We start from the raw sequence: 21,953 nt of genomic DNA on the forward strand, positions 1-21,953 counted from the left end.
TTAAAGTATACTTGATTAAGCAATAACAATTTTAATCCAAACATATAATCTAAATACTCATTAAATGGAATATCTAAAATCTATCACACCATTTTTATTCATAATCGGATTATATCTCATTTCATTCTTCATTCAAAAGCTCTTCAAATTAGAAACAGCTATAAAAATTAGGATTCTGATCGGTTGTATTGGGATTGGTGTATATCTCTGCTTGGCATTTCAAGCAGAAAGCTTAAAAACGACGATTGTTTTAACACTCTTATCGGGCACGATTCTTTATGGTGTAGTTTCGCTTATGAATAAATATCTTGATTTAAAAGATTAAAGCTCTTCTGCCTCGTATTTATCCGCAGCTTTAATCATAACTTCCATTTCTGCTATTTGTGCCTTCGTTAATGGATCTTCTTGTTCTTGCATTTCGAAAATGTTAATCATGGTTTCTTCGTAATGCTTAGCAGAAGTTATTTTAAATTCCTTTTCCATGTTTTAACTATTAAATTCGATGATTTTGTGAGGTGTGATGCATTTATCCAATCGAATGTCATTCAAATGTACATCATTAATTTCTGCCACAGCATCAAAAAAAGATAATCCTATTTTTTGAGTGGATATATTTTGTAAAAAACGATCGTAAAATCCTTTGCCATAACCTACTCTATATCCTCGTTCATCAAAAGCTAATAACGGAATTAGTACCATATCTGGTATACCTTTAAAAGGTTTTGCAAGTTGAGGTTCTGGAATTTGGTACTGATTATTTATTAAATCTTTCTTATCAACATAAATAAAATTGCTCATTAATCTTGTTTCAAAATCTGCTTTTGGAACAATAATCTGAATTTCGGGATGATTTTTTTGCAACCATTCGATTAGTAAAAAAGTATCGGGTTCTTTTTGGTGAATGATTGGTAAAAATATATGTAAGATTCTAATATTCGATAAATCAAGCTTTTTAAACTGCGTTAATAGCTTTTCATTTAACACATGGAGTTCATCCGCAGTTAAAGAATTTCGTTGTGCTAAAGCTTGTTTTCGCAGGGCTGATTTAAGCATGTTTTTCCGTTGTTTCGTCATTCCCGTGAAAACGGGAATCTTAAAGCAATATACAAAGCTAAAAATCTTTTATCGCATTAGGATACCCAATCAAGTTGAGTATGACGAAAGAAGCCGCAGATTTACCGATTGATTTAATCAGCGAATCTGCGGCTTTATTATTTCGACAGCTTAAGGAAATCCAGAAAATCTTATAATCCTTAAATCCTGCTCTATTTTACTCTTTCTACATACTCACCAGTACGTGTATCAATTTTAACTCTATCACCTTGGTTTACAAACATTGGCACTTTAATTTCAACTTCGTTTTCAACCGTTGCCGCTTTTAACGCATTTGTAGAAGTATCGCCTTTAACTGCTGGCTCTGAATACACAACTTCCATTTCTACAAAATTCGGAATACTTGCTTGAATTGGTTCTTCGCTTTCTAAAGCGACCAAAATGCTCATTCCTTCTTTTAAGAATTTAATAGATGCTCCAAATAACGTTTTAGGCACGTTAAATTGCTCGTAAGATGTATTATCCATTACCACTAAATAATCACCATCTTCATATAAATATTGGTAATCATTAGTTTCAACACGACAAATTTCTACTACCTCGTCCGTATTCATACGAGCTTCTACCAATCTAGAAGTTTTGATGTTACGAAACTTACCTGTATAAAATGCTCCGCCTTTACCTGGTGTGCGATGATTCCATTCTTCAACAGTAACCAACTCGCTATTAAAACGAAGAATGTTACCTACTTTTATTTCTGATGCTTTTGCCATGATATTTTAAAAATCACTACTAATTTGGTTGTTTTTTGAAGGCGCAAGGTAAAAACTATTTTTCAAAAAGCTGTAAAAAAAGATAGCTTCGGGAACCACTCCGAAGCTACAATCAACCTAAACCTAAAACTAAACTATGAAAATTCTTATTTTATTCTTTTTATATATTCTAATTGCTAAATCCCTCTTCACTTATCGTCTTTATTGATGAATACTAGCAATCGTTTTTATCAATATGTTTGAAATTTAGCTAAATATTACGCCTTATTTCGTGGCGCAAAGGTATATACTATATTTCAATTCTGCAATAGTAAATTAAAAATAATTTTTAGAGGTGGTTTTAAACAGAAATAGGCTAGTTTTTGAACTCAATAGACCCTAAAATATGTTTTATTTGATACTGATTTGACAAACTATTACCAGCTATTTGTAATCAGTAATACTTAATTGATGTTTGCAAAAATCATATTCATGCGCTTGATTTGAGCCAACAATTATCATTTTATTTGTAGCAAATTTTTCTATCAATGCCAAATACCAATCTATTCCTTGTGTGTCTAAATTGGAGGTGGGTTCATCCAATATTAAAACAGATGTATTCGCACAACATGCCAAAGCAAGCTTAGTACGCTGTTTCATTCCCGATGAGAAGTGTTTTAAAGCTTTGTCCTGAGATTTTTCTAATCCAAGCAGGCTTAAAACGGACGAAGCATTTAAACCATCAGCGTAAGCTTTAAATTGAAAATGAAAATCAATGGTTTCTTGTAATGTAAATTCTTCAACTAAATCTAAATAAGGTGCCGCAAAGCTGATGGATTGATAAATATTCTCCACTCTAATTTCGTCAGGATCAGTGTAAGTAATTTCTCCTTCAGAAGGAGTTAAGTTTCCCAATAAAACGCTTAACAAAGTTGATTTACCTGAACCGTTTGGCCCAAGTATGGCATATTTTTCGCCTTGTTTAAAAATGTAGTTAATATTTTTAAATATCCACTCTTTATTAAACCTACGACCAACATTATTTAAGCTGATTTCCATCTAATGGATGAATTAGCTGCCCGTACCAAAACCCCTCATTACACCGCGATTAGAGTTGCGGATAAAATCTACAATCTCATCGCGAATTTCGGTTGGTTGAAATTCTGCTTCTATAATATCTAATGCTTTAGTAACGTTGTTGTTTTTAACAAAAAGCACACGATAGATCTCTTGTATTTCGTTAATTTTTTCTGGAGAAAACCCTCTTCTACGTAAACCAACAGAGTTGATACCCACATAAGACAGCGGCTCTCTTGCAGCCTTAACATACGGAGGAACATCTTTACGCACCAACGATCCGCCAGTTACAAAAGCATGCGAACCAACTTTAACAAATTGATGGATAGCCACCAAACCTGCTAAAACTACATAATCACCTATTGTAATATGCCCCGCTAATGTTGTACTATTAGAAAATATACAGAAATCGCCTACTTCACAATCGTGCGCAACGTGAGAATATGCTTGAATTAAACAGTTCTTTCCAATAACGGTTTTCCATTTATCTTTTGTACCACGATTAATGGTTACGCATTCGCGGATGGTTGTGTTATCGCCTATCTCGGCTGTAGTAACTTCACCAGCAAATTTTAAATCTTGTGGAACACCAGAAATTACTGAACCCGGAAAAATCCGGCAATTTTTGCCTATTCTCGCACCGTCCATAATCACAACATTAGAACCAATCCAGGTTCCTTCACCAATTTCCACATCTTTATGAATTACAGCAAATGGCTCAACTACAACATTATCTGCAATTTTTGCTTGTGGGTGTATGTATGCTAAAGGTTGTATCATTATACTGTTTCGGTTTCTTTTACTCTTGAAATTTGAGCCATCATTTCGGCTTCTACTACTATTTTTTCTCCTACCATACCAATGCCTTTCATTTGGGCAATTCCTCTACGAATAGGCTCCATTAAATCACATCTAAAAACAATCGTATCGCCTGGTAAAACTTGCGCTCTAAAACGCACATTATCTATTTTCAAGAAATAAGTTAAATAATTTCTTGGATCTGGAACGGTACTTAAAACTAAAATTCCGCCAACTTGAGCCATTGCTTCAATTTGAATTACTCCAGGCATTACTGGTGCGCCAGGAAAATGCCCTCTGAAGAAGTCTTCGTTCATGGTTACGTTTTTAACGCCTACCACATGTGTTTTAGAAAGCTCTAATACTTTATCGACAAACAAAAACGGTTGTCTGTGCGGTAAAATATCCATGATTTGCATTACATCATATAAAGGTTTTGCATTGGCATCATATATTTTTTGGATCTTTTTTCCTTTTTCTTTTTTAATTGCTGCTTTAATTTTCTTTGCAAAAGCAACATTTGCAGCATGACCTGGTCTTGCGGCCATAATATGACCCTTTAAATGCACACCAACTAAAGCTAAATCGCCAATCATATCTAATAATTTATGACGAGCTGGTTCGTTTTGGTAACGCAATTCCATATTATTTAAGATCCCCTGTGGGGCAACCTCTATTGCTGCTCTGTTAAAAATCTTAGCCAAATGCTCTAATTCAGGCTTTGTTACTTCCTTATCTACAATTACAATTGCGTTATTTAAATCGCCCCCTTTAATTAGGTTGTTTTGCAGTTGATATTCCAATTCATGTAAAAAGCAGAACGTTCTGCATGAAGCAATTTCCTTTTTAAATTCAGCTATGCTAGAAATACCTGCGTGTTGACTTCCCAAAACAGGAGAATTGTAATCTATCATGCAAGTAAAGCGATAATCATCTAATGGCATAGCCACGATTTCCACTTTTCTATCTGCTTCTGTATAAGTAATGTTATGAGGAATAGTGAAATATTCTCTATCCGTTTCTTGAGATACCACTCCGACTTCTTCTAGGGCTTCGATAAATAAAATCGAACTCCCATCCATAATTGGAGTTTCAGGACCGTCAAGTTTTAACAAAACATTATCCAAATCCATACCCACTAAAGATGCCATTACGTGTTCTACCGTGCTTATGCTCGCTCCATTTTGAGTAATGGTTGTTCCACGAGCTGTATCGGTTACATTATCACAATCTGCGTCAACAATTGGTTGTCCAGGAAGGTCTATTCTTTGAAATTTAAAACCATGATTATCTGGAGCAGGGCAAAAAGTTAAAGTAACATTTGCACCTGTGTGTAAACCCACACCTTTAACCGAAATTTCACCTTTAATGGTCTTTTGCTTAACGTTCATTCTTATTTTTGTATTGTACTTATATTTTCTAGTATAGCAGTAAGTTCCGCTATTTTGGCCTCTAAATCTCTAATGCGCCTATCAACTTCCGGCAATTTTTTAAATATTACAGTAGAGCGCATCCATTCTTTTAGTGGTTGTGCCGGGCTACCATGCCATTGTTTATTTTCTTCGGTATCAAAATTAATTCCTGCCTGAGCACCAATTTGTGTTCCTTTACCTAAATTTAAATGTCCCGCAATTCCTACTTGTCCCCCAATCACAGAGTTATCCCCTAATTTTGTGCTTCCAGAAATTCCAGTTTGTGCAGCAACTACAGCATGAGCGCCTATATCCACATTGTGCGCAATTTGAATTAAGTTATCCAATTTTGCTCCTTTACGAATAAAAGTAGAACCCATTGTTGCTCTGTCAATTGTAGTATTTGCACCAATTTCCACATCGTCCTCAATAATAACGTTGCCAATCTGTGCAATCTTATTATAAGTTCCGTCTGCTTGAGGCGCAAAACCAAATCCATCGCTACCAATTACAGCATTCGAGTGAATTGTTACTCTATCTCCTAATTTAGTGCGATTATAAATTTTTACTCCTGGATAAATAGTGCAATCGCCACCAATTTTAGTATCTGAGCCGATATATGTTTGAGTGTAAATTCTGCAATTATCACCTATTTCTACATTCTCTTCAATACTACAAAAAGCGCCAATAAAAACATTTTTTCCGATTTTTGCTGTCGGATGAATAAAACAAGGTTCTGTAATTCCAGCTTGAGTTTTATCTTGATTTAGTGCTTCGTTATATTTTTCTAAAAGAACAGAAAATGCACTATATGGATCTTTTACTTTTATTAAGGTACAACTTACTGGTTGTGATGGCACAAAATCATTGGATACAATAACCACTGAGGCTTTTGTAGTGTACAAATAACTTTCGTACTTAGGATTTGATAAAAAACATAACGAGCCAGCACTGCCGTCTTCTATTTTAGAAAGCTCTCCAACTTTTACAGTTGCATCTCCCTCTATGGCGCCGTCTAAAAATTCGCTTATCTGCTTGGCAGTAAATTGCATGTTACAAAGTTAAATGTTAAATTGATATGAACAAATAAACAACACTTGTTAATCTCACATTACAAGGATAAGACACGAAACGTTGCAAAAGGTTAAATATTTTGTTAAAAAATGCTAAATATCTCTTGTGTAACAAAGAATGTGCTTTTTTACGGTCTTATCTAAAGATTCTAAGTTAGATAAATCTGATGCTTTTGCAATATCAACCAACTCATTATTCTTCATTAAAATATTAATATTGCTATTTCCGGCATTATAAGCTCTATTTCTAATGGTATCTGTAAAAACAAAATAAGCTACATCATCATCCAACAAGTTTAAAGCTATAGCAGTTTGATTTGCCAAACGCTCTATTCTTTCTGCAGATGGAGGCACATTTGTTATCTCTACTTTGTATAGTTTACGTGAATTTAACATCTGGCAAAGTTTTGACAAAATCGGATCTTCATGGCTTTCCCAAACCTTTATTGCAGCATAAATATCTTGATCATCTAATTTTGAGAATTGAAGCAAATGGTTCTCATCCTCAAAAAAATTATGTTCAGTAATATCGTTTTGCAAGAAATGCTGCAATGCAGGTGTAGCAAATAATTTAGTTCCGCTAGATGCAAGCTCTTTTGCCCGTTCTAAAATTTTAACCAACAATTGTTCTGCTGCGATTACTGTTTTATGGAGATAAACTTGCCAATACATTAATCTGCGGGCGATTAAAAATTTCTCGATAGAATAAATCCCTTTTTCTTCAATAACCAATTGATCATCAACAATATTGAACATTTTAATAATTCTGTCGAAACTAATTACACCTTCGCTGACGCCAGTAAAAAAGCTATCGCGATTCAGGTAATCCATTCTATCTAAATCTAGCTGGCCAGAAATTAATTGACAAAAGAAATTACGATAATAATTGCCTCTAAAAATATTAATCGCAGGTGTTAATCGGCCTTCAAATTCTTCATTCAACTGGTCCATCATAAGCATAGAAATGTCTTCGTGCTTAATACCGTTGACTAGTGTATGCTCCAATGCATGAGAAAAAGGGCCGTGCCCAATATCGTGTAGTAAAATTGCAATGGTTGCCGCTTCTTCTTCCTCCGCACTTATTTCATGGCCTTTGTTTCTTAATACTTCGAGCGCCAAACTCATTAAATGCATTGCCCCAAGAGCATGATGAAAACGCGTATGTAATGCCCCTGGATATACCAAATGGGTCATTCCTAATTGTTTGATATATCTTAACCGTTGAAAATACGGATGTGAAATTAGATCATAAACTAAGGCCGAAGGAATACTGATGAACCCATAAACAGGGTCGTTTATTATTTTCTTTTTGTTCAATTCTCAAAAATAAATTATACGGTACAAAAATTGCTATTTTTATCGATAGTAAAAAAGACATGATCTTTTAAAAACTTTAATTTACATAAAAAGTATATATAATGCAGGAAACCAAAATTTTATGGGCCGATGATGAGATCAACTTATTAAAACCACATATATTATTGCTAAACGAAAAAGGATATCATGTTACAACATTTACCAATGGGAATGATGCGTTAGAAGCTTTTGGGAAAGAACATTTTGACCTTGTTTTTTTAGATGAAAATATGCCTGGACTTAGCGGATTGGAAACGCTTTCTGCAATCAAAAACATCCGTTCTGATGTACCTGTGGTATTAATTACTAAAAGTGAAGAAGAAAATCTGATGGAAGATGCCATTGGTTCTAAAATAGATGATTACTTAATTAAGCCCGTTAACCCGAAACAAGTATTATTAACTATAAAGAAAATTATAGACAACAAACGTTTAGTAAGTGAGCGGACTTCTTCTGCTTATCAACAAGATTTTAGGCGTTTAGGCATGACTTTAAATGATAAATTAAGTTATGAGGAATGGGTAGAAGTTTATAAAAAATTGGTTTTTTGGGAACTTGAATTGGAGAAATTAGACGATCCGCAAATGCATGAAATTTTAACCATGCAAAAATCGGAAGCAAATACACAGTTTTCTAAATTTATTGAAGATCATTATTTAGGATGGGTTAATGGGAAAGGAGAGGCGCCATTATTGTCAAATGAGTTATTAAAAAAGAAAGCTTTTCCTTTAATTAATTCGAACACGCCTGTATTTTTTATCTTGATTGATAATTTACGTTACGATCAGTGGAAAATTATTAATCCATTGATTAGTGAATACTTCCGTTTAGATGAAGAAGATACATATTCGAGTATTTTACCTACTGCAACACAATATGCTCGCAATTCTATTTTTTCAGGCTTGATGCCTTTAGAAATGGAAAAACGTTTTCCTGCTTTATGGCAAAATGACGATGATGAAGGCGGAAAAAATTTACATGAAGAGACTTTTTTAGGAGATCAAATCAAACGAAGTTTACGAAAAGATTGCAAGTTTAGTTACCATAAAATTTTAACTTTTGATCAAGGTAAAGACCTAACAGAAAAAGTTGGTAATCTGATGGAAAACGAGTTTAACGCCATTGTTTACAACTTTGTGGATATGCTTTCTCATGCTCGTACAGATATGCAAATGATCCGCGAATTGGCAAATGATGATGCCGCTTATCGTTCTTTAACCTTATCTTGGTTTGAACACTCGCCTTTATTAGATTTGCTAAAGAAAATTTCGCAAAAGCGAGTAAAAGTTATCATTACAACAGACCATGGAACGATTAGAGTTAAACACCCAAGTAAAGTAATTGGTGATAGAAATACAAACACGAATTTGCGTTATAAACAAGGTAGAAACTTAAATTATAATGCGAAGGAAGTATTTTTAATTAAAAATCCGCATGAAGCGCAATTGCCTAAAATAAACATCAGTTCTAATTATATTTTTGCCAAAGAAGATCATTACTTTGTGTACCAAAACAACTATAATCAGTTTGTAAATTATTATAACGAGACTTTTCAGCATGGTGGAATTTCGTTAGAAGAAATGATTATCCCAGTTGTAACATATAGTTCCAAATAATTTTTTGTTTTACCATCTAAAGAACCCTAGATCATCTTAGCAAAATGCCTTAGATATATTAACTTTGTCAATCTTTAAAAGATTGACAAAGTTCTCAAAAATGAAATCTATATCAATTAATAGCGTAGCTGAATTAAATACTGTTGCAGAACAACTTTTAGCTTTTGCCAATGGCGAAAAATTCTTTGTTTTTGAGGGAGAAATGGCCGCAGGGAAAACAACTTTTATCAAAACATTTTGTAAGGTTTTAGGTGTTGAAGATGTGGTAAGCAGTCCGACGTTTTCAATTGTAAATGAATACGAAAGTGCAAATGGTTTAGTCTATCATTTTGATTTTTATCGCATAAAAAACTTACAAGAAGCATACGATATCGGTTATGAAGAATACTTTTATAGTGGTGATTATTGCTTAATAGAATGGCCTCAAAAAATTGAAGAATTATTGCCAGAGCACTATATAAAAGTGGAAATTATGATTACTGGAGATACCACGAGGACTCTTAATTTTAGTAAGATTTCTAATTAAGATTTAATGTTGAGGTATTCATAGATTTTCTGTATCTTCAAACACCTAAAAACTACCACATTATATCATGGCTACAGGATTACGCGAAGGCATGGCCGCCATTGCTCAAAGAGGTTTAATGCAACCCCAAGAGTCGATGCTGGAAACCAGTAAAAAAAGCAATAGTTTATACATTGGCATTCCTAAAGAAATTTCTTTTCAAGAGTGTCGCATTGCACTTACACCATTATCCGTTGCATTATTAATAAACAATGGCCATCGAGTTGTTATAGAATCTGGCGCTGGTGTTGGCGCGAATTTTACCGATAAAGATTATAGCGAACAAGGCGCACAAATATCTTTCAGCAAAAAAGATGTGTATGCCGCAGATATTATTGTAAAAATTGCTCCGCCAACTTTAGAGGAAATTGGTATGATGCACAAAGGTCAAACGCTTATTTCTGCTTTGCAAATTGGTACACTTAAAGAGGTCGACTTAAAAGCCATTCTTCATAAAAAAATTAACGCTTTATGTTTTGAAAACTTGCGTGATGAAGGAAATGTGTTAAGTGTAGTACGTGCCATGGGCGAAATTGTTGGTGCTGCTTCTATTTTTATTGCCGCAGAATATTTAAGTAGTGCTTTTGGGGGCAAGGGCTTAATGCTCGGCGGATTTACAGGCGTTCCTCCAACCGAAATTGTAATTTTAGGCGCTGGTACTGTTGGGGAATATGCCGCTCGTACAGCTCTTTCTTTAGGTGCAGAAGTAAAAGTTTTTGATAGTTCAATATTTAGATTGCGTCGCCTACAAAATAATTTAGGGAGCAGGGTTTTTACTTCGGTAATGCAACCTATTGTGTTAGCAAAAGCCATCACAACTTGCGATGTGGTTATTGGTGCCATTCGCTCAGAACATGGTCGCAGCCCTTGCTTAGTGATGGAAGAAACCGTTGCTAAAATGAAACCGCATTCGGTTGTGGTTGATGTAAGTATAGACCAAGGTGGTTGTTTCGAAACATCGGAAGTAACGAACCACAAAGATCCCGTTTTCATTAAACATGATGTAATTCATTATTGTGTGCCAAATATCGCTTCTCGTGTTCCCCGTACCGCTTCTTATGCTTTAACCAATATCTTTGCGCCAATATTGGTTGACATTGGCGATATGGGCGGCTTAATGAACATGGTTTGGAATAGACCTGGCATCCGCGAAGCACTATATTGTTATCAAGGTCATTTAACCAATAAAGATTTAGCTAATATGTACAATCTTCCTTTTAAGGATTTAGAATTGCTAGTTGTTTCCAACCAATAAATAGCTGATGAAAAACTTTCTCTTCCTTTTTTTTCTAGCGATTTGTCTTAATTCTTGCGCACAAAAAAATGCACAAAATCCATATGGGTTAACTATCATAAATGATCTAAAAACTTATAAAGCAAATAATGAAACAAACCCAAATAATGAGCTTGTAGAAATTAAAAAAGCTATTCCTTCAGTTGTTTTAGATATTCGCTATGCAACTAAAAACAATTTTATGCATCAGGTAATGTATAAACAAGCTAAAGCTTTCGCTCGAAAACCTGTTGTAGAACATTTGAAGAAAATTCAATCCATTTTAAACAAAAAAGGATACGGATTAAAGATTTTTGATGCTTATCGTCCGTATGCGATTACCATTTCATTTTACCAAAAAGCTAGCGATAAAAACTTTGTGGCGAATCCATCAAAAGGCTCTAAACATAATCGTGGTTGTGCTGTAGATTTAACTATTATTGATCTTAAAACCGGTAAAGATGTACCAATGCCAACTCCTTACGATAGCTTTGCAGCAGAAGCAGCACCTCATTTCGAAAATCTTCCACCAGCAATTATTAAAAACAGAGATTTTTTAATCAACACTATGCAGGCAAATGGCTTTAAAGTCATTTACAACGAATGGTGGCATTTTGATTTTAATGGCTGGCAAAACTATGATTTAATGGACATTCCGTTTGAAAAGTTGTAATACTTATTCCTTACTGTGGTGTTCTTTCCCATAGCGACTAACCTTAACATCCGCCTTATCTCCTTTAACAGTTACTTCAAAAAGATAGTCGTAATCGTCATCCGTTAATTCTTTTACTGGTTTTTTAGCGCCAAATGCTTCCACTATTTCAAGCACTGTATTAGAGTGGCCAACAATTAAAATATTCTTTCCTCTAGCGTTAACTATCAATTGTTTTGCTAATGTTTTTTGATCTTCTGGATTATATGTTTTAACAGAAATTCCTATTTTATCTGCCAATGGAAAGCCTGTTAATTTGGTTCTTTTATAATTTGTAGCAAAAATAGAATCAACGTTTTCTCCTTTAAGTTCTTTTAAAAGTGCTTCGGCTCTTTCCTTTCCTTCTGGAGATAAATCTGGGTCTTTATCTTTAGGATCGTCTGTTAGTTTTTCTGCATGTCTAACCACCCAAACTTTTACAGTTTTTTGTGCGCTTAAATTCTGCTGACCTAGCAAAATAACTAAAAGGATAGGGATAAAATTTTTCATGTTATCAGGTTATAATGACGCTATTAATTCTTGAATATCAGCTTTGCTATGCCAACTACTTAACACTATTCTGTTTACGTTTGGTCCATCTTTATCTGGATAAGGAAACGATGAAACTAAAATATTTTGCTTGAGTAACTTTGCACTAAGGTCTGCATTTTTACAGAAAAACACAGGAAAATCTGTTATAAAATGCCAATCGTTATTTCCTACTAAAGCATTATTCATGAGCAACATGTTTTCTTTAAGTTTTGCTAACTCACTTTTATAGATTTCTTCGCTATGCATAAAGGCAAAAATACCTGCGGCAGATGGGGGTGAAGCACCTAAAAATTCATTGCTTTTTTTTAATTGTTTGATGATTTTTTCTGGGCCTAAAACCAACCCAGCATCTACTCCAAGTGCTTTTGCCATTGAGGCGATGAGTAAAACATCCACATTATTGCATCTCGGAATTGCTGATAAATCACTCAACCCATTGTTATTTATACCAATTCCATGCGAATCATCAACCACCAAAACAACTTGTTTTTCTTTATTTATTTGGTTGATGAAGGAAAAATCATAACTCTCAGGGAAAAGATTATTCATTGAGTTACTAATTAGCACCCAATTTTTCTTTTCACTTAAATTAATTTCGTTAATGATATTTTTTGTCCAATCCTTAAAAGAACCTGCGGTTTTTGGATCTTCTTTTAACCACAAAGCGGGATGAGTTGCAGGCGCATATCTTATTTCGCCAAAGGCTGATAATTGCTTTACAGTAAGTTGTGCGGCTAAATATCCACTTGATGTGATTAATGCGGCTTCTGAACCAAATCTGTTCGCCGCATAGTTTTCTACTTCATCATAAATGCCTAACTGAATATTATTATTTCGACTTGTGCCATTATTCAGTCCAAAATATTCAATTCCTTTTAGGTAAAGTTTTATAAAATTATCATTTTGCGGAATACCTAAATAAGCTGTACCACCAAAATAAAGATAGCTTTGTCCATCTATATTAATTTTTGATGATAATGGAACATTAAGTTGATTAAAACTGTTTTTTCCTTGCATTAATAGGTTCTTCCAAGTTGATCGTTGGCTGCTCTTATTAGTGATTTTGAAGAATTAGAGTCGAAAGAAAATTCCCAAAACATAATGCCATTTGCTCTGTCTTTTGCCAATTGGGCTTTTTGTTTCACTAAAGGAATTCCGTTAAAGCCATACTCAACTCCTGCTACGGTTGCAAGATTTAAATTTACATCTGCACCAGAATTTTCAATATCTCTATAACTTTTTGCCGCCCCCGAAGCATTTTCTCCATAAAGAGGAATGCCCACAATTGCTTTTTCTCTAGGCAAAGCTTTTGAGCCCAACCAAATATCTAAACTCGCCACACTCATTTTGTATGATGCGTGGTTTAACGGCTCAGTGGTATCGTAATTTGGACCATCGTATTGCATAATATTAAAGAAATCTATGTAAGGGAAAACTTCAGGCTTAATTCCATCTCTAATTCCGCCAGCATATACAGCAGGTGTAACCGCAGCACTTAAAAATTTATTTACGTTATGTAGCGCCACTGATAATTCTTTCATTAATAACGTAAAATTATCTGCAGATCCATTTGATGTACTGGGATATTCCCAATCGATATCAACTCCATCTAAATTGTTATTTTTTGCAAATGCGACTACATTCGTTACAAACTTGGTGCGTGCTGTTGCAGAGCTTGCCAAAGTAGCAAAGTTTGCACTAGCTCCCGAAACCGAGATTCCAACTTTAACATTATTTGCTTTTGCCCTTTGCATTACCGTAATAAATCTAGTTTGCTGAGAAAGCGCATTTAGAGACCCGTCTCCTGATGCATTAATTTCTAAAAAAGCATAAAAAAGATGCGTAATCATTTTATACTTGCTAATATCCACTGTTTCTGGATCTTTATAGCTCGGCATATACGCTACAATTTTAAAGCTATTATCTGCGGTATAGGGCGTAACAACTGGCGGAGTAACTTGATTTGATTGACCTGAGTCTGGTGCTGTATCGCTCTTTTTACAAGCGCCGATGCTTAAAGTAAGAGCTAAAGCAATTAGTAGATGTTTTAATTTCATGTATCTATTTTAATTGGTTTTTAAAAAATTCGAATTGTTGTTTAATAGATTTTGCCCAATACGTTTTATTATGCGATCCAGGCTGAGAAATATATGTCGCGTTAAGTTTCAATTCATCGCATTTTTGTTTTAATTGATTGTTAGAAACATAGAAAAAATCTGATGCTCCACAATCAAAAATAATTGGTTTTGTATTCCCTTTTAATTTATCAATGTTGTCATAAACGGAAAACTTCTTCCATAATTCATTGTCTGCCAATGGATTTCCGAGTAAATCCCCCAATCCAAACTTACCAAATCCATCTGATAATTTCACGCCCCCACTTGTACTTCCTGCTCCACTAAAAAGTTCTGGTTTTTTGATAAATAGATAAAGTGCTCCATGTCCACCCATGCTTAACCCGCTAATAAAAATATTTTGATCATCAACTTTGTATTTATGCTTTATATCGGGGTAAAGCTCATCAAAGAAAAAAATTTCATATTGCCAATCGGCTTTTGCAGGACTGTTTAGATACCAACTACTAAATAATCCATCGGGGCAAACAATAATAAAACCGTATTCATCGGCATATTTTTGAGCATCCATAATGCCGTTCCATTGTTTATAATTTCCACTATAACCATGCAATAAAAACATAACAGGAAGTTTTTCTAGCTTTTTATACTTTTTTGGCTTAAAAACCCAAGTGGTGTCAGCCTTTGGTAAGTTTTTACTCTGATAAATGAGCTGGTCCTGAGCAGAAACAGAAAGGCCAAATAAAAGCAAAAAGCTAATTAGAAATAATTTCATGGTCTCACGGTTTTAGATTCGGGAATCTGCGTTATTTTTAAACTAAAATCAGTAAAAAAATCAAATTATTACACTTATTTGCAATTTTATTTCACAAAAGCTGCATAATGCTGCAAAAAAGTGGATCTAAGAATTAAAAATTTTCATGAATATAAGTCATCACCCTAACCATTTCCTTCCTAACATCTGCCGTAGGCAAAACAAAATTATTGTTCATGAAAGAAAAAATAAAAACCTTTCCTTTTTGGGTCACCACATATCCACTTTGATTATGATTATTCGAAAGGCTTCCGGTTTTACCGAAAACAAATGGGCTATCAGTTTTTGGATACGCATTTTTAAGTGTGCCCGTTTTTCCTCCGGCAGGTAACATACTAAATAACTTTTCTTGATTATTTACTTCGCCATAAATTAGTTCTAACAACTTTACCATATCTCTTGGTGTGAACAAATTTCCTCTAGATAATCCCGACCCATCTACCCATTTTGGTTTATCAGGCAAAGCCGATAAATATTGTTTTTCAATATAATTTATCACTTTAGCACTATTCAATTCTTCGCCTAACTTATTGGCATAAACCAACAATAATTGTTCGGCAATAAAATTATCGCTAGGCAAAAGCATGTGTTTAAAAACCGAATCGCTTTTTACATTATAAATTGTTTTTGCATCGATAGGCATCTTCATATTTATAATTCCCACATATTTATTTAGCGTATCGCTCAAAAGATTTACTGTTGTTGAAGAGCTAACTTTATATGGAATTTGTTGCGCATATTTTGCTGGAATAACGGTATTTGGATAATTGAATCGATTACTATTAAAATCTCTACTAACTTTAAATGGCTTAACATTTAAGCTATCCTTTACAAAACAAGAGGCAAATGTTTGTGGTAAAATATGCATTGATCCTGCAGCGGTAGAATTCACTAAAACCATATTGTCTAGTAACGGTAATTCGTTAATTTCTGCCTGATAGTATTCGTTATAATCATCCCATTGCCAGCCATTTCCGTAAAAATCTCCTGTATATCTTCCCGGAGCGAAGAATAGTTTTTTATTGGTCGATTTTAAAAAGTTAAATGCTTTGGTTCCTTTCAATTCTGTATGTAGAAAAGATGGATCACCAGTTCCCCAAAAAATAAGTGAATCTCCTTTTTCAATATACTTTAAGGATGGAATAGAATCGGGCATCATTTTTAAACCCGCATAAAAAGTATAGAGTTTTGTATTTGATGCTGGGGTGTAATATTTATCTGCGTCTTTCTGAAAAATCATTTCTTTTTTTGCTAAATCGAAAAGCGCAAATCCGACTTGATACTGTTTAATAATTGCTGAATTTTTAAACTCTTTCTTAACTTTATGAGCAATAATTCTATTAGGTGCGCAAGCAGAAAAACAAGCTGCTGTAATTAAAATCAAATAAATAAACTGTTTTTTATAGCGTTGAGAAAGGTTTTCCATTTATAAATCCATTTATGATAAAAATGTGCGCCCTAATTTATTAATTTAGTTTCATGAAATATTGGCAAAAGGCAATAAAAATCCCACTATTATCTTTAATTTTTGGAGTAATGGTTGTGCAAACTCTGTTTGTGGGTAATTGCCACGCTCAAAATTTCACGTTTGAAGGAGGGCGTAAAAAGAACACCCTATATTTTGACTTCATTAAAAATTTAATAATTATTCCAATATATATCAATGGAAAAGGTCCTTTTAACTTTATTTTAGATACAGGAGTAAACCCTCTAGTGATTACAGACCCTATATTAAAAGATAGCTTGTCTATAATGGAAACTAGGTCGGTTAAAATTAATGGTTTTGGTGGAGGTGATGAGATTGATGCATTTTTAACAAATAACATACATGTAAAAGTTGGTGATGCAAGCATAGAATCAATATCAACAGTAATTTTTAAGCAAGATTTTTTTAATTTATCAGGTTATGTTGGCAAAAAAGTTTATGGTCTTATTGGATACAGCTTTTTTAATAGCTTTTTAGTAAAAATAAACTACGTTCAAAAAAAAATACAGTTTAGCGTTAATAATGGAAAAACTAAAATAAGAGGAGAAAAAATACCGCTAGAGTTTTTTGATAATAAGCCATACATTAATATAAAAGTAGAAACTCCTCAAACAGGATTAATAAATGCCAAAGTTATTGTTGATTGTGGGGCTAGCCATGCTCTATCTTTAGAAGCATTTAATAATAGTAATTTCCCCGTGCCGTCTCCAAATATCTATGGAAATTTAGGGGTAGGACTAAGTGGTGAAATAAGCGGATATATTGGCAGAGTTACAAATCTAGAGATAGGGCGGTTTAAGTTTAAAGATGTGTTAACTAATTTTCCTAAATATAGCGAAGTAGTAACAAAGATAAGGGTGAAAGAAAGAAATGGAAACTTAGGTTCCGACATTTTAAATCGTTTTCATGTAATTTTCGATTACAAAAATGCCAACATGTATTTGGAAAAGAATGATAATTTTAGGAACCCATTTGATCATGATATGTCTGGGATTGAGATTTATGCAACAGACAAGCCCTATACACGTTATTTCATTAGTAGGTTAGAAGCAGGCTCTCCTGCAGAAAAGGCTGGCTTTTTAGTCGATGATGAAATAACTGCTATTAATTTTAAATCCATAAATAACTATACGCTTGATGATATTAGTGGTCTTTTTAAATCGAATGACGGACAAGCGGTAGTTATAGAAATTTGGAGAAATGATCAAACAATTATGAAACTAATTAAATTAAAACGCAGGGTTTAAACCTTGTTGCTTGACGTTAAATTTTGCCTTTTTTATGTTGAAAAAAACCTTATTTTTATTATTTATTACATTTAGCAATTTAGCTTTTGCCCAAAATGTAGATTCGATTACACTCGTAAATGCAAAATGGCACAAACAACGAGTTGCGCCAAAAACAAAATTAATTACCTATCATTTCGATCAGAAAAATCTTTTCTTAGCCAATCAAAATATTAGTTATGTAGAAGTGAAAAATAAAGGCAATTCTCCTGTATTTGAAATTAGCGCTTCACCAAAGGAGCTTAAAACCACACCAACATTTGGCAAAGAGAATGCTGCTTTTGCAGCAATAAACGGCACTTTTTTCGATGTGAAAAATGGTGGTTCTGTAGATTTCGTCAAAGTAAATGGACAAGTAATTAACTCGACTAAATTGGAGAAAAATAATAGTAGAGCAAGGCATCAAAAAGCAGCACTTGTTATAGAAAATGGAAAACTTGCTTTAAAAAAATGGGATAACACTTCGAATTGGGAGGAAAATCTAACAGAAAAAAATGTCATGCTAAGCGGTCCTTTATTAATTTTTAATCAACTAGACGAAGCCTTAGATACATCTGCTTTTAATCGATTACGACATCCACGAAGTGCAATTGGAATTAAGCCTAATGGGAAAATTATTTTACTTACTGTAGATGGTAGACAAGAAAATTCTGCTGGAGTAAGTCTTTTCGAATTAACCAAAGTAATGCGTTGGTTGGGCTGTACAAGCGCTATTAATTTAGACGGTGGAGGTTCTACAACTTTATGGGTTTCCAAAGCACCTGAAAATGGGATTGTAAATTATCCATCAGATAATAAAAAATGGGACCATGAGGGTGCTAGAAAAGTTGCAAATGTTATTTTGCTAAAGAAGAAACAATAATATCTTTGCCGCTGTTAAACATTTCGTGTCCGATTTAAGATGAAGTTCAAAACTATTATTATTTCTTCCATTGTTCTATGTTTTTTGTTTTTAGCGGCTTGTCGTTCAGAGTCAAAAAAGCAGCAGAAAAATATTGCTCCATCAGAAATTCCTGAAAACAATTTAAGTTTTAAGGATGTTAATGGCGTACGTTTTTATGAGGTGAAGCGCCGCTTTAAAAATGGATTATCTTTTAACAAAATCGGATTTCAACAAGAACCAACGTGGATAATAGAATTTAAGGCGCCAGACACAATGCTTGCCTATAGCCCAGAGATAGCTCGAATGCAAGGGTTTTATATTCAACATGATCATGAAAAGGTTTATAACTTCGCTAGAGAGTTTTTCAGGGCAAAAGTGATTAGCAAGGATAGTTTGATTTTGCAGCGTTTACAGGTAAATGGGAGAGTAATTTTGGGCGATGAAGATGAACGATCGGATGTTTATTGCACCTATTATACGAAAGATTACATCGAAAATAAACTGCACACTACGATTAGTGAACTACAAAGACCATCTAAAGCTGATACACTTTTTATTAAACAATTATCCGAACGCACCTATAGAAACCCTAAAAATGCAGATACCGCATTTGCAGCTAGAGAGCCCGTGATTTTTGAACCAAAAAGTAAGTTTATAACTGCAAAAAAAATAAGCACGGTAGATGAACTTAATCATCGTCCAAAATCATACGATTATCTTTATCCTGAATATGAAATTGTAATATTAAAATCCTATAAGGAATTTGCTTATAATTTTTCTGTAGTAGTTGATGCAAATGGAAAAATGTATTTAAACAGATTAGGAAGTATTGTACTGGCAGAACATCTTGAAGCTCGTAAAAAATTAATACAAGGAATTATAGATGTCTATCTGCAAAACTTATTGAAAATTACTCCAGGCAAAACTTTAGGCATTCCACATTCAAGCGAAATAACGCTAACTGTAACCGGAAAACAATCGAAATAAACTTTCATTTTATAGTATATTTATCAAAAAATGAGGTATTTGCATTTATTAAAATTAAATTATGTACCTTGCGCACTTAATTATTAATATACAATACAATGCAAGAAGGAACAGTAAAATTTTTTAATGTAACAAAAGGTTTTGGATTTATTATCCCTGCAAACGGCGATAGCGAAATCTTTGTACACTCAACAGGTCTTATCGACGAAATTCGTGAAAACGATAAAGTTGAATATGATGTTGAAAGCGGTAAAAAAGGTTTAAACGCCGTTAATGTGAAAGTAATCTAATTATTATCATATTTTACCAAAAGCCCCGACGAAAATCGGGGCTTTTTTGTTTTTAGAGCTTTTTTAAATCTGCCGCAAGTACACGGATTGATTTAGGTCATTGTTCCTAAAATGGCGCCATAGATGCACAGATTTTAATCTGTGTTCAATGCTAGATTAGTAATAACTGATTTTTACTTTTGAAAAACCCTTACGTAATCTATCTTCATTGTTGCAGGGAAAACAGATTCGTCTATTCCTTTTGTGCCACCCCAATTTCCGCCTACGGCAACATTTAATAACAAGTGAAATGGCTGATCAAAAGGCCATTCAGCAATATTTTTACGACTATTTTTGAATGTTAAATAGGATTGTCCATCTATAAAGAAATCAATATGATCTTCAAACCATTCTATTGCGTAAACATGATATTCTGTATAAGGATTTTCCATTTTTAATGCTTTTCCAACTTGTGTGCCTTTTACATGATTAAAAGCTTCGGTATGTACTGTTCCATGAACTGTATCTGCGTCATATCCTACATGTTCCATTATATCTATTTCGCCACTTTTTGGCCAAGCTCCATATTTCCAATCCGTTGGCAACATCCAAATTGCAGGCCATAAGCCTCTTCCTTTTGGCAACATTGCTCTCACTTCTACACGTCCGTATTTCCAATCAAATTTTTTGCGGGTAGCCAATCTTGCCGAAGTGTAATTCTTGTTTTCTTTATCCGCTTTGCGAGCAATAATATTTAAACTGCCCTTATTTATATTCGCGTTTAAAGTATCTGCATTGGTGTAATATTGTTTTTCATTATTCCCCCAACCTGTACCACCAACATCATATGTCCAGTTATTAGCATCTGGTAAACCTTTCGCATTAAATTCATCTGCCCATTTTAATTTCCATCCGTTAGCTATTGGCGATTTTTTAATGGTTTCAAATAATAATTCGGGCTCATTCGTAGTAATATATTCAACTTCGTTTGCCAACAGCCATTCCATTTCTGGCGCTGTATTTACTGTCCAAGCATTAACAGTTAAACCAAGTTTTTTAGATGGTGCAATCCAATTGTTTTTCTGAAAAACAGAGTAATGATAATCAGAACCCACAAAACCATCTGCTTTCAGTTTTTCAGGTGGTACTTCTCCCGCAAGGTAAGAAACTTTGGCATTTGGCATATGACCAATGATATAAGTACAAATATCATAACCAAAACTGATGTAATCTACCCATGCTTCTACCTTTAATTTTCTAACCATTTGCAGGGCGCTTTCAGCTAAAAACTCATCTCTTTCCTTACCCATATTTTGAGGTTTTAATTCCAAAATAAGCTTCGTCTTTTTCTGCTTCATTCCCTCTTTTAAATAGCTTTCTAAAGTTGGGATTGATTCTCCGTTAGAGAGTTTTTTTGCCAATAACTGTTTATATGTAGATTTTGAAATAGGTATTCCTAAAAAGGTCGGGTCGTGATTAACCACCATTACACTATCTAAAGTCATATGAATATCGAACTCCGAACCAAAACATTTTATCCTAAAAGCTTCTTTTAATGAAGCAATTGAATTTTCGGGAAGGTTATTTTTTTTCCATGCTCCGCGATGAGCGATAACTTGGTTCTTATTCCAAGAAGTAATCGTTTTTTGAGCTAATACACTATTAGAAATCATTAATATAAGTAAGACTGCAATTGATAATTGTTTCATGTGTTTGTTTTAATCTGTTAAAAGTAAGACTTTGAAACAAAATTTATATTGATTCTTTGTTAACTTATCTGAGAAAATCAAAAAAATGAGCGTTGCTATATATTTTAAATTTGATTAATGCCGAATGTCATGGAGCCTTAGCTTGAATGATTTGTTAATAGGTTTACATTAGAAACTACAAAAGACGTCAAGTCCACGTATAATTTGTGTCCTTGACGTCTTTTGA

At 33.8% G+C, this 21,953-nt stretch carries 23 protein-coding genes; 9 read left to right on the forward strand and 14 right to left on the reverse strand.

Annotated features, from left to right (window positions below):
- Window positions 1–64 precede the first annotated feature (64 nt).
- Window positions 65–325, forward strand: coding sequence for a hypothetical protein (locus GM921_RS12075; protein WP_182922894.1), 261 nt, complete (start codon window positions 65–67; stop codon window positions 323–325).
- Here GM921_RS12075 and GM921_RS12080 read toward each other — a convergent pair.
- From GM921_RS12080 to GM921_RS12115, 8 genes are all read right to left on the reverse strand, one after another.
- Window positions 322–483, reverse strand: coding sequence for a hypothetical protein (locus GM921_RS12080; RefSeq protein WP_182922895.1), 162 nt, complete (start codon window positions 481–483; stop codon window positions 322–324). The two genes, GM921_RS12075 and GM921_RS12080, sit on opposite strands and share 4 nt — an antisense overlap.
- 3 nt (window positions 484–486) lie before the next feature.
- Window positions 487–1,053, reverse strand: coding sequence for a 5-formyltetrahydrofolate cyclo-ligase (locus tag GM921_RS12085; RefSeq protein ID WP_182922896.1), 567 nt, complete (start codon window positions 1,051–1,053; stop codon window positions 487–489).
- A gap of 212 nt (window positions 1,054–1,265) precedes the next feature.
- Entirely contained in the window at window positions 1,266–1,826 is a 561-nt protein-coding gene (efp, locus tag GM921_RS12090) for an elongation factor P (RefSeq protein WP_182922897.1), read from the reverse strand.
- A 423-nt stretch (window positions 1,827–2,249) separates the two neighbouring features.
- Window positions 2,250–2,864 carry an ABC transporter ATP-binding protein gene (locus tag GM921_RS12095; RefSeq protein ID WP_182922898.1) on the reverse strand — a complete coding sequence of 205 codons (615 nt, stop codon included), beginning with the start codon at window positions 2,862–2,864 and terminating at the stop codon, window positions 2,250–2,252.
- A gap of 12 nt (window positions 2,865–2,876) precedes the next feature.
- A complete protein-coding gene (gene lpxA / locus GM921_RS12100) occupies window positions 2,877–3,662 on the reverse strand; it encodes an acyl-ACP--UDP-N-acetylglucosamine O-acyltransferase (RefSeq protein WP_182922899.1) in 786 nt (261 codons plus the stop codon).
- Window positions 3,662–5,071: a bifunctional UDP-3-O-[3-hydroxymyristoyl] N-acetylglucosamine deacetylase/3-hydroxyacyl-ACP dehydratase gene (locus tag GM921_RS12105; protein WP_182922900.1), complete on the reverse strand. Its 1,410-nt coding sequence runs from the start codon at window positions 5,069–5,071 to the stop codon at window positions 3,662–3,664. Before GM921_RS12105 ends, lpxA begins: the two co-directional genes overlap by 1 nt.
- 2 nt (window positions 5,072–5,073) lie before the next feature.
- On the reverse strand, window positions 5,074–6,144 hold the full coding sequence (lpxD, locus tag GM921_RS12110; RefSeq protein WP_182922901.1) for a UDP-3-O-(3-hydroxymyristoyl)glucosamine N-acyltransferase: 1,071 nt from the start codon (window positions 6,142–6,144) through the stop codon (window positions 5,074–5,076).
- A 114-nt stretch (window positions 6,145–6,258) separates the two neighbouring features.
- Window positions 6,259–7,482, reverse strand: a complete 1,224-nt coding sequence (locus tag GM921_RS12115; protein ID WP_182922902.1) for an HD domain-containing protein — start codon at window positions 7,480–7,482, stop codon at window positions 6,259–6,261.
- Window positions 7,483–7,583: 101 nt separating this feature from the next.
- On the opposite strand from GM921_RS12115, the gene porX reads away from it, so the two are divergent.
- The 4 genes from porX to GM921_RS12135 all read left to right on the forward strand — a co-directional run bounded on the left by porX (window position 7,584) and on the right by GM921_RS12135 (window position 11,648).
- Entirely contained in the window at window positions 7,584–9,137 is a 1,554-nt protein-coding gene (gene porX, locus GM921_RS12120) for a T9SS response regulator signal transducer PorX (RefSeq protein ID WP_182922903.1), read from the forward strand.
- Window positions 9,138–9,237: 100 nt separating this feature from the next.
- Window positions 9,238–9,663 (forward strand): tRNA (adenosine(37)-N6)-threonylcarbamoyltransferase complex ATPase subunit type 1 TsaE, encoded by a 426-nt coding sequence (gene tsaE, locus GM921_RS12125; RefSeq protein WP_182922904.1) that lies wholly within the window; start codon window positions 9,238–9,240, stop codon window positions 9,661–9,663.
- A gap of 67 nt (window positions 9,664–9,730) precedes the next feature.
- Window positions 9,731–10,957 carry an alanine dehydrogenase gene (locus tag GM921_RS12130; protein ID WP_182922905.1) on the forward strand — a complete coding sequence of 409 codons (1,227 nt, stop codon included), beginning with the start codon at window positions 9,731–9,733 and terminating at the stop codon, window positions 10,955–10,957.
- A 7-nt stretch (window positions 10,958–10,964) separates the two neighbouring features.
- Window positions 10,965–11,648 carry a M15 family metallopeptidase gene (locus tag GM921_RS12135; RefSeq protein WP_182922906.1) on the forward strand — a complete coding sequence of 228 codons (684 nt, stop codon included), beginning with the start codon at window positions 10,965–10,967 and terminating at the stop codon, window positions 11,646–11,648.
- 3 nt (window positions 11,649–11,651) lie between these two features.
- Here GM921_RS12135 and GM921_RS12140 read toward each other — a convergent pair whose 3' ends face one another.
- The 5 genes from GM921_RS12140 to GM921_RS12160 form a co-directional block, all read right to left on the reverse strand.
- Complete coding sequence (locus GM921_RS12140) at window positions 11,652–12,176, reverse strand: histidine phosphatase family protein (RefSeq protein WP_182922907.1); 525 nt, start codon at window positions 12,174–12,176, stop codon at window positions 11,652–11,654.
- Between the two features lie 9 nt (window positions 12,177–12,185).
- Window positions 12,186–13,235 carry an aminotransferase class I/II-fold pyridoxal phosphate-dependent enzyme gene (locus GM921_RS12145; protein WP_182922908.1) on the reverse strand — a complete coding sequence of 350 codons (1,050 nt, stop codon included), beginning with the start codon at window positions 13,233–13,235 and terminating at the stop codon, window positions 12,186–12,188.
- Window positions 13,235–14,275, reverse strand: a complete 1,041-nt coding sequence (locus tag GM921_RS12150; protein ID WP_182922909.1) for a glycosyl hydrolase family 18 protein — start codon at window positions 14,273–14,275, stop codon at window positions 13,235–13,237. The genes GM921_RS12145 and GM921_RS12150 overlap by 1 nt, the downstream gene beginning before the upstream one ends.
- A 4-nt stretch (window positions 14,276–14,279) precedes the next feature.
- Window positions 14,280–15,068, reverse strand: a complete 789-nt coding sequence (locus GM921_RS12155) for an alpha/beta hydrolase (protein ID WP_182922910.1) — start codon at window positions 15,066–15,068, stop codon at window positions 14,280–14,282.
- Between the two features lie 133 nt (window positions 15,069–15,201).
- Window positions 15,202–16,533: a D-alanyl-D-alanine carboxypeptidase gene (locus tag GM921_RS12160; RefSeq protein ID WP_182922911.1), complete on the reverse strand. Its 1,332-nt coding sequence runs from the start codon at window positions 16,531–16,533 to the stop codon at window positions 15,202–15,204.
- 53 nt (window positions 16,534–16,586) lie between these two features.
- On the opposite strand from GM921_RS12160, the gene GM921_RS12165 reads away from it, so the two are divergent.
- The 4 genes from GM921_RS12165 (at window position 16,587) to GM921_RS12180 (ending at window position 20,039) form a co-directional block, all read left to right on the forward strand.
- Window positions 16,587–17,840: an aspartyl protease family protein gene (locus GM921_RS12165; RefSeq protein WP_182922912.1), complete on the forward strand. Its 1,254-nt coding sequence runs from the start codon at window positions 16,587–16,589 to the stop codon at window positions 17,838–17,840.
- Between the two features lie 34 nt (window positions 17,841–17,874).
- Complete coding sequence (locus tag GM921_RS12170) at window positions 17,875–18,741, forward strand: phosphodiester glycosidase family protein (RefSeq protein ID WP_182922913.1); 867 nt, start codon at window positions 17,875–17,877, stop codon at window positions 18,739–18,741.
- 39 nt (window positions 18,742–18,780) lie between these two features.
- Window positions 18,781–19,749: a hypothetical protein gene (locus tag GM921_RS12175; RefSeq protein WP_182922914.1), complete on the forward strand. Its 969-nt coding sequence runs from the start codon at window positions 18,781–18,783 to the stop codon at window positions 19,747–19,749.
- Window positions 19,750–19,847: 98 nt separating this feature from the next.
- Complete coding sequence (locus GM921_RS12180) at window positions 19,848–20,039, forward strand: cold-shock protein (protein ID WP_090993574.1); 192 nt, start codon at window positions 19,848–19,850, stop codon at window positions 20,037–20,039.
- 173 nt (window positions 20,040–20,212) lie between these two features.
- Here the strand turns inward: GM921_RS12180 and GM921_RS12185 are convergent, their stop codons facing one another.
- A complete protein-coding gene (locus GM921_RS12185; protein ID WP_182922915.1) occupies window positions 20,213–21,727 on the reverse strand; it encodes a family 16 glycosylhydrolase in 1,515 nt (504 codons plus the stop codon).
- Window positions 21,728–21,953: the final 226 nt, after the last annotated feature.

The sequence above is a fragment of the Pedobacter planticolens genome, assembly GCF_014172375.1.
GTDB lineage: Bacteria > Bacteroidota > Bacteroidia > Sphingobacteriales > Sphingobacteriaceae > Pedobacter > Pedobacter planticolens.

Bases quoted from the DNA above. Each gene is read 5' to 3' on its own strand.
- GM921_RS12075 (WP_182922894.1), top strand. From the start codon at position 65: ATGGAATATCTAAAATCTATCACACCATTTTTATTCATAATCGGATTA.
- GM921_RS12080 (WP_182922895.1), bottom strand. From the start codon at position 483: ATGGAAAAGGAATTTAAAATAACTTCTGCTAAGCATTACGAAGAAACC.
- GM921_RS12085 (WP_182922896.1), bottom strand. From the start codon at position 1,053: ATGCTTAAATCAGCCCTGCGAAAACAAGCTTTAGCACAACGAAATTCT.
- efp (WP_182922897.1), bottom strand. From the start codon at position 1,826: ATGGCAAAAGCATCAGAAATAAAAGTAGGTAACATTCTTCGTTTTAAT.
- GM921_RS12095 (WP_182922898.1), bottom strand. From the start codon at position 2,864: ATGGAAATCAGCTTAAATAATGTTGGTCGTAGGTTTAATAAAGAGTGG.
- lpxA (WP_182922899.1), bottom strand. From the start codon at position 3,662: ATGATACAACCTTTAGCATACATACACCCACAAGCAAAAATTGCAGAT.
- GM921_RS12105 (WP_182922900.1), bottom strand. From the start codon at position 5,071: ATGAACGTTAAGCAAAAGACCATTAAAGGTGAAATTTCGGTTAAAGGT.
- lpxD (WP_182922901.1), bottom strand. From the start codon at position 6,144: ATGCAATTTACTGCCAAGCAGATAAGCGAATTTTTAGACGGCGCCATA.
- porX (WP_182922903.1), top strand. From the start codon at position 7,584: ATGCAGGAAACCAAAATTTTATGGGCCGATGATGAGATCAACTTATTA.
- tsaE (WP_182922904.1), top strand. From the start codon at position 9,238: ATGAAATCTATATCAATTAATAGCGTAGCTGAATTAAATACTGTTGCA.
- GM921_RS12130 (WP_182922905.1), top strand. From the start codon at position 9,731: ATGGCTACAGGATTACGCGAAGGCATGGCCGCCATTGCTCAAAGAGGT.
- GM921_RS12135 (WP_182922906.1), top strand. From the start codon at position 10,965: ATGAAAAACTTTCTCTTCCTTTTTTTTCTAGCGATTTGTCTTAATTCT.
- GM921_RS12140 (WP_182922907.1), bottom strand. From the start codon at position 12,176: ATGAAAAATTTTATCCCTATCCTTTTAGTTATTTTGCTAGGTCAGCAG.
- GM921_RS12145 (WP_182922908.1), bottom strand. From the start codon at position 13,235: ATGCAAGGAAAAAACAGTTTTAATCAACTTAATGTTCCATTATCATCA.
- GM921_RS12150 (WP_182922909.1), bottom strand. From the start codon at position 14,275: ATGAAATTAAAACATCTACTAATTGCTTTAGCTCTTACTTTAAGCATC.
- GM921_RS12155 (WP_182922910.1), bottom strand. From the start codon at position 15,068: ATGAAATTATTTCTAATTAGCTTTTTGCTTTTATTTGGCCTTTCTGTT.
- GM921_RS12160 (WP_182922911.1), bottom strand. From the start codon at position 16,533: ATGGAAAACCTTTCTCAACGCTATAAAAAACAGTTTATTTATTTGATT.
- GM921_RS12165 (WP_182922912.1), top strand. From the start codon at position 16,587: ATGAAATATTGGCAAAAGGCAATAAAAATCCCACTATTATCTTTAATT.
- GM921_RS12170 (WP_182922913.1), top strand. From the start codon at position 17,875: ATGTTGAAAAAAACCTTATTTTTATTATTTATTACATTTAGCAATTTA.
- GM921_RS12175 (WP_182922914.1), top strand. From the start codon at position 18,781: ATGAAGTTCAAAACTATTATTATTTCTTCCATTGTTCTATGTTTTTTG.
- GM921_RS12180 (WP_090993574.1), top strand. From the start codon at position 19,848: ATGCAAGAAGGAACAGTAAAATTTTTTAATGTAACAAAAGGTTTTGGA.
- GM921_RS12185 (WP_182922915.1), bottom strand. From the start codon at position 21,727: ATGAAACAATTATCAATTGCAGTCTTACTTATATTAATGATTTCTAAT.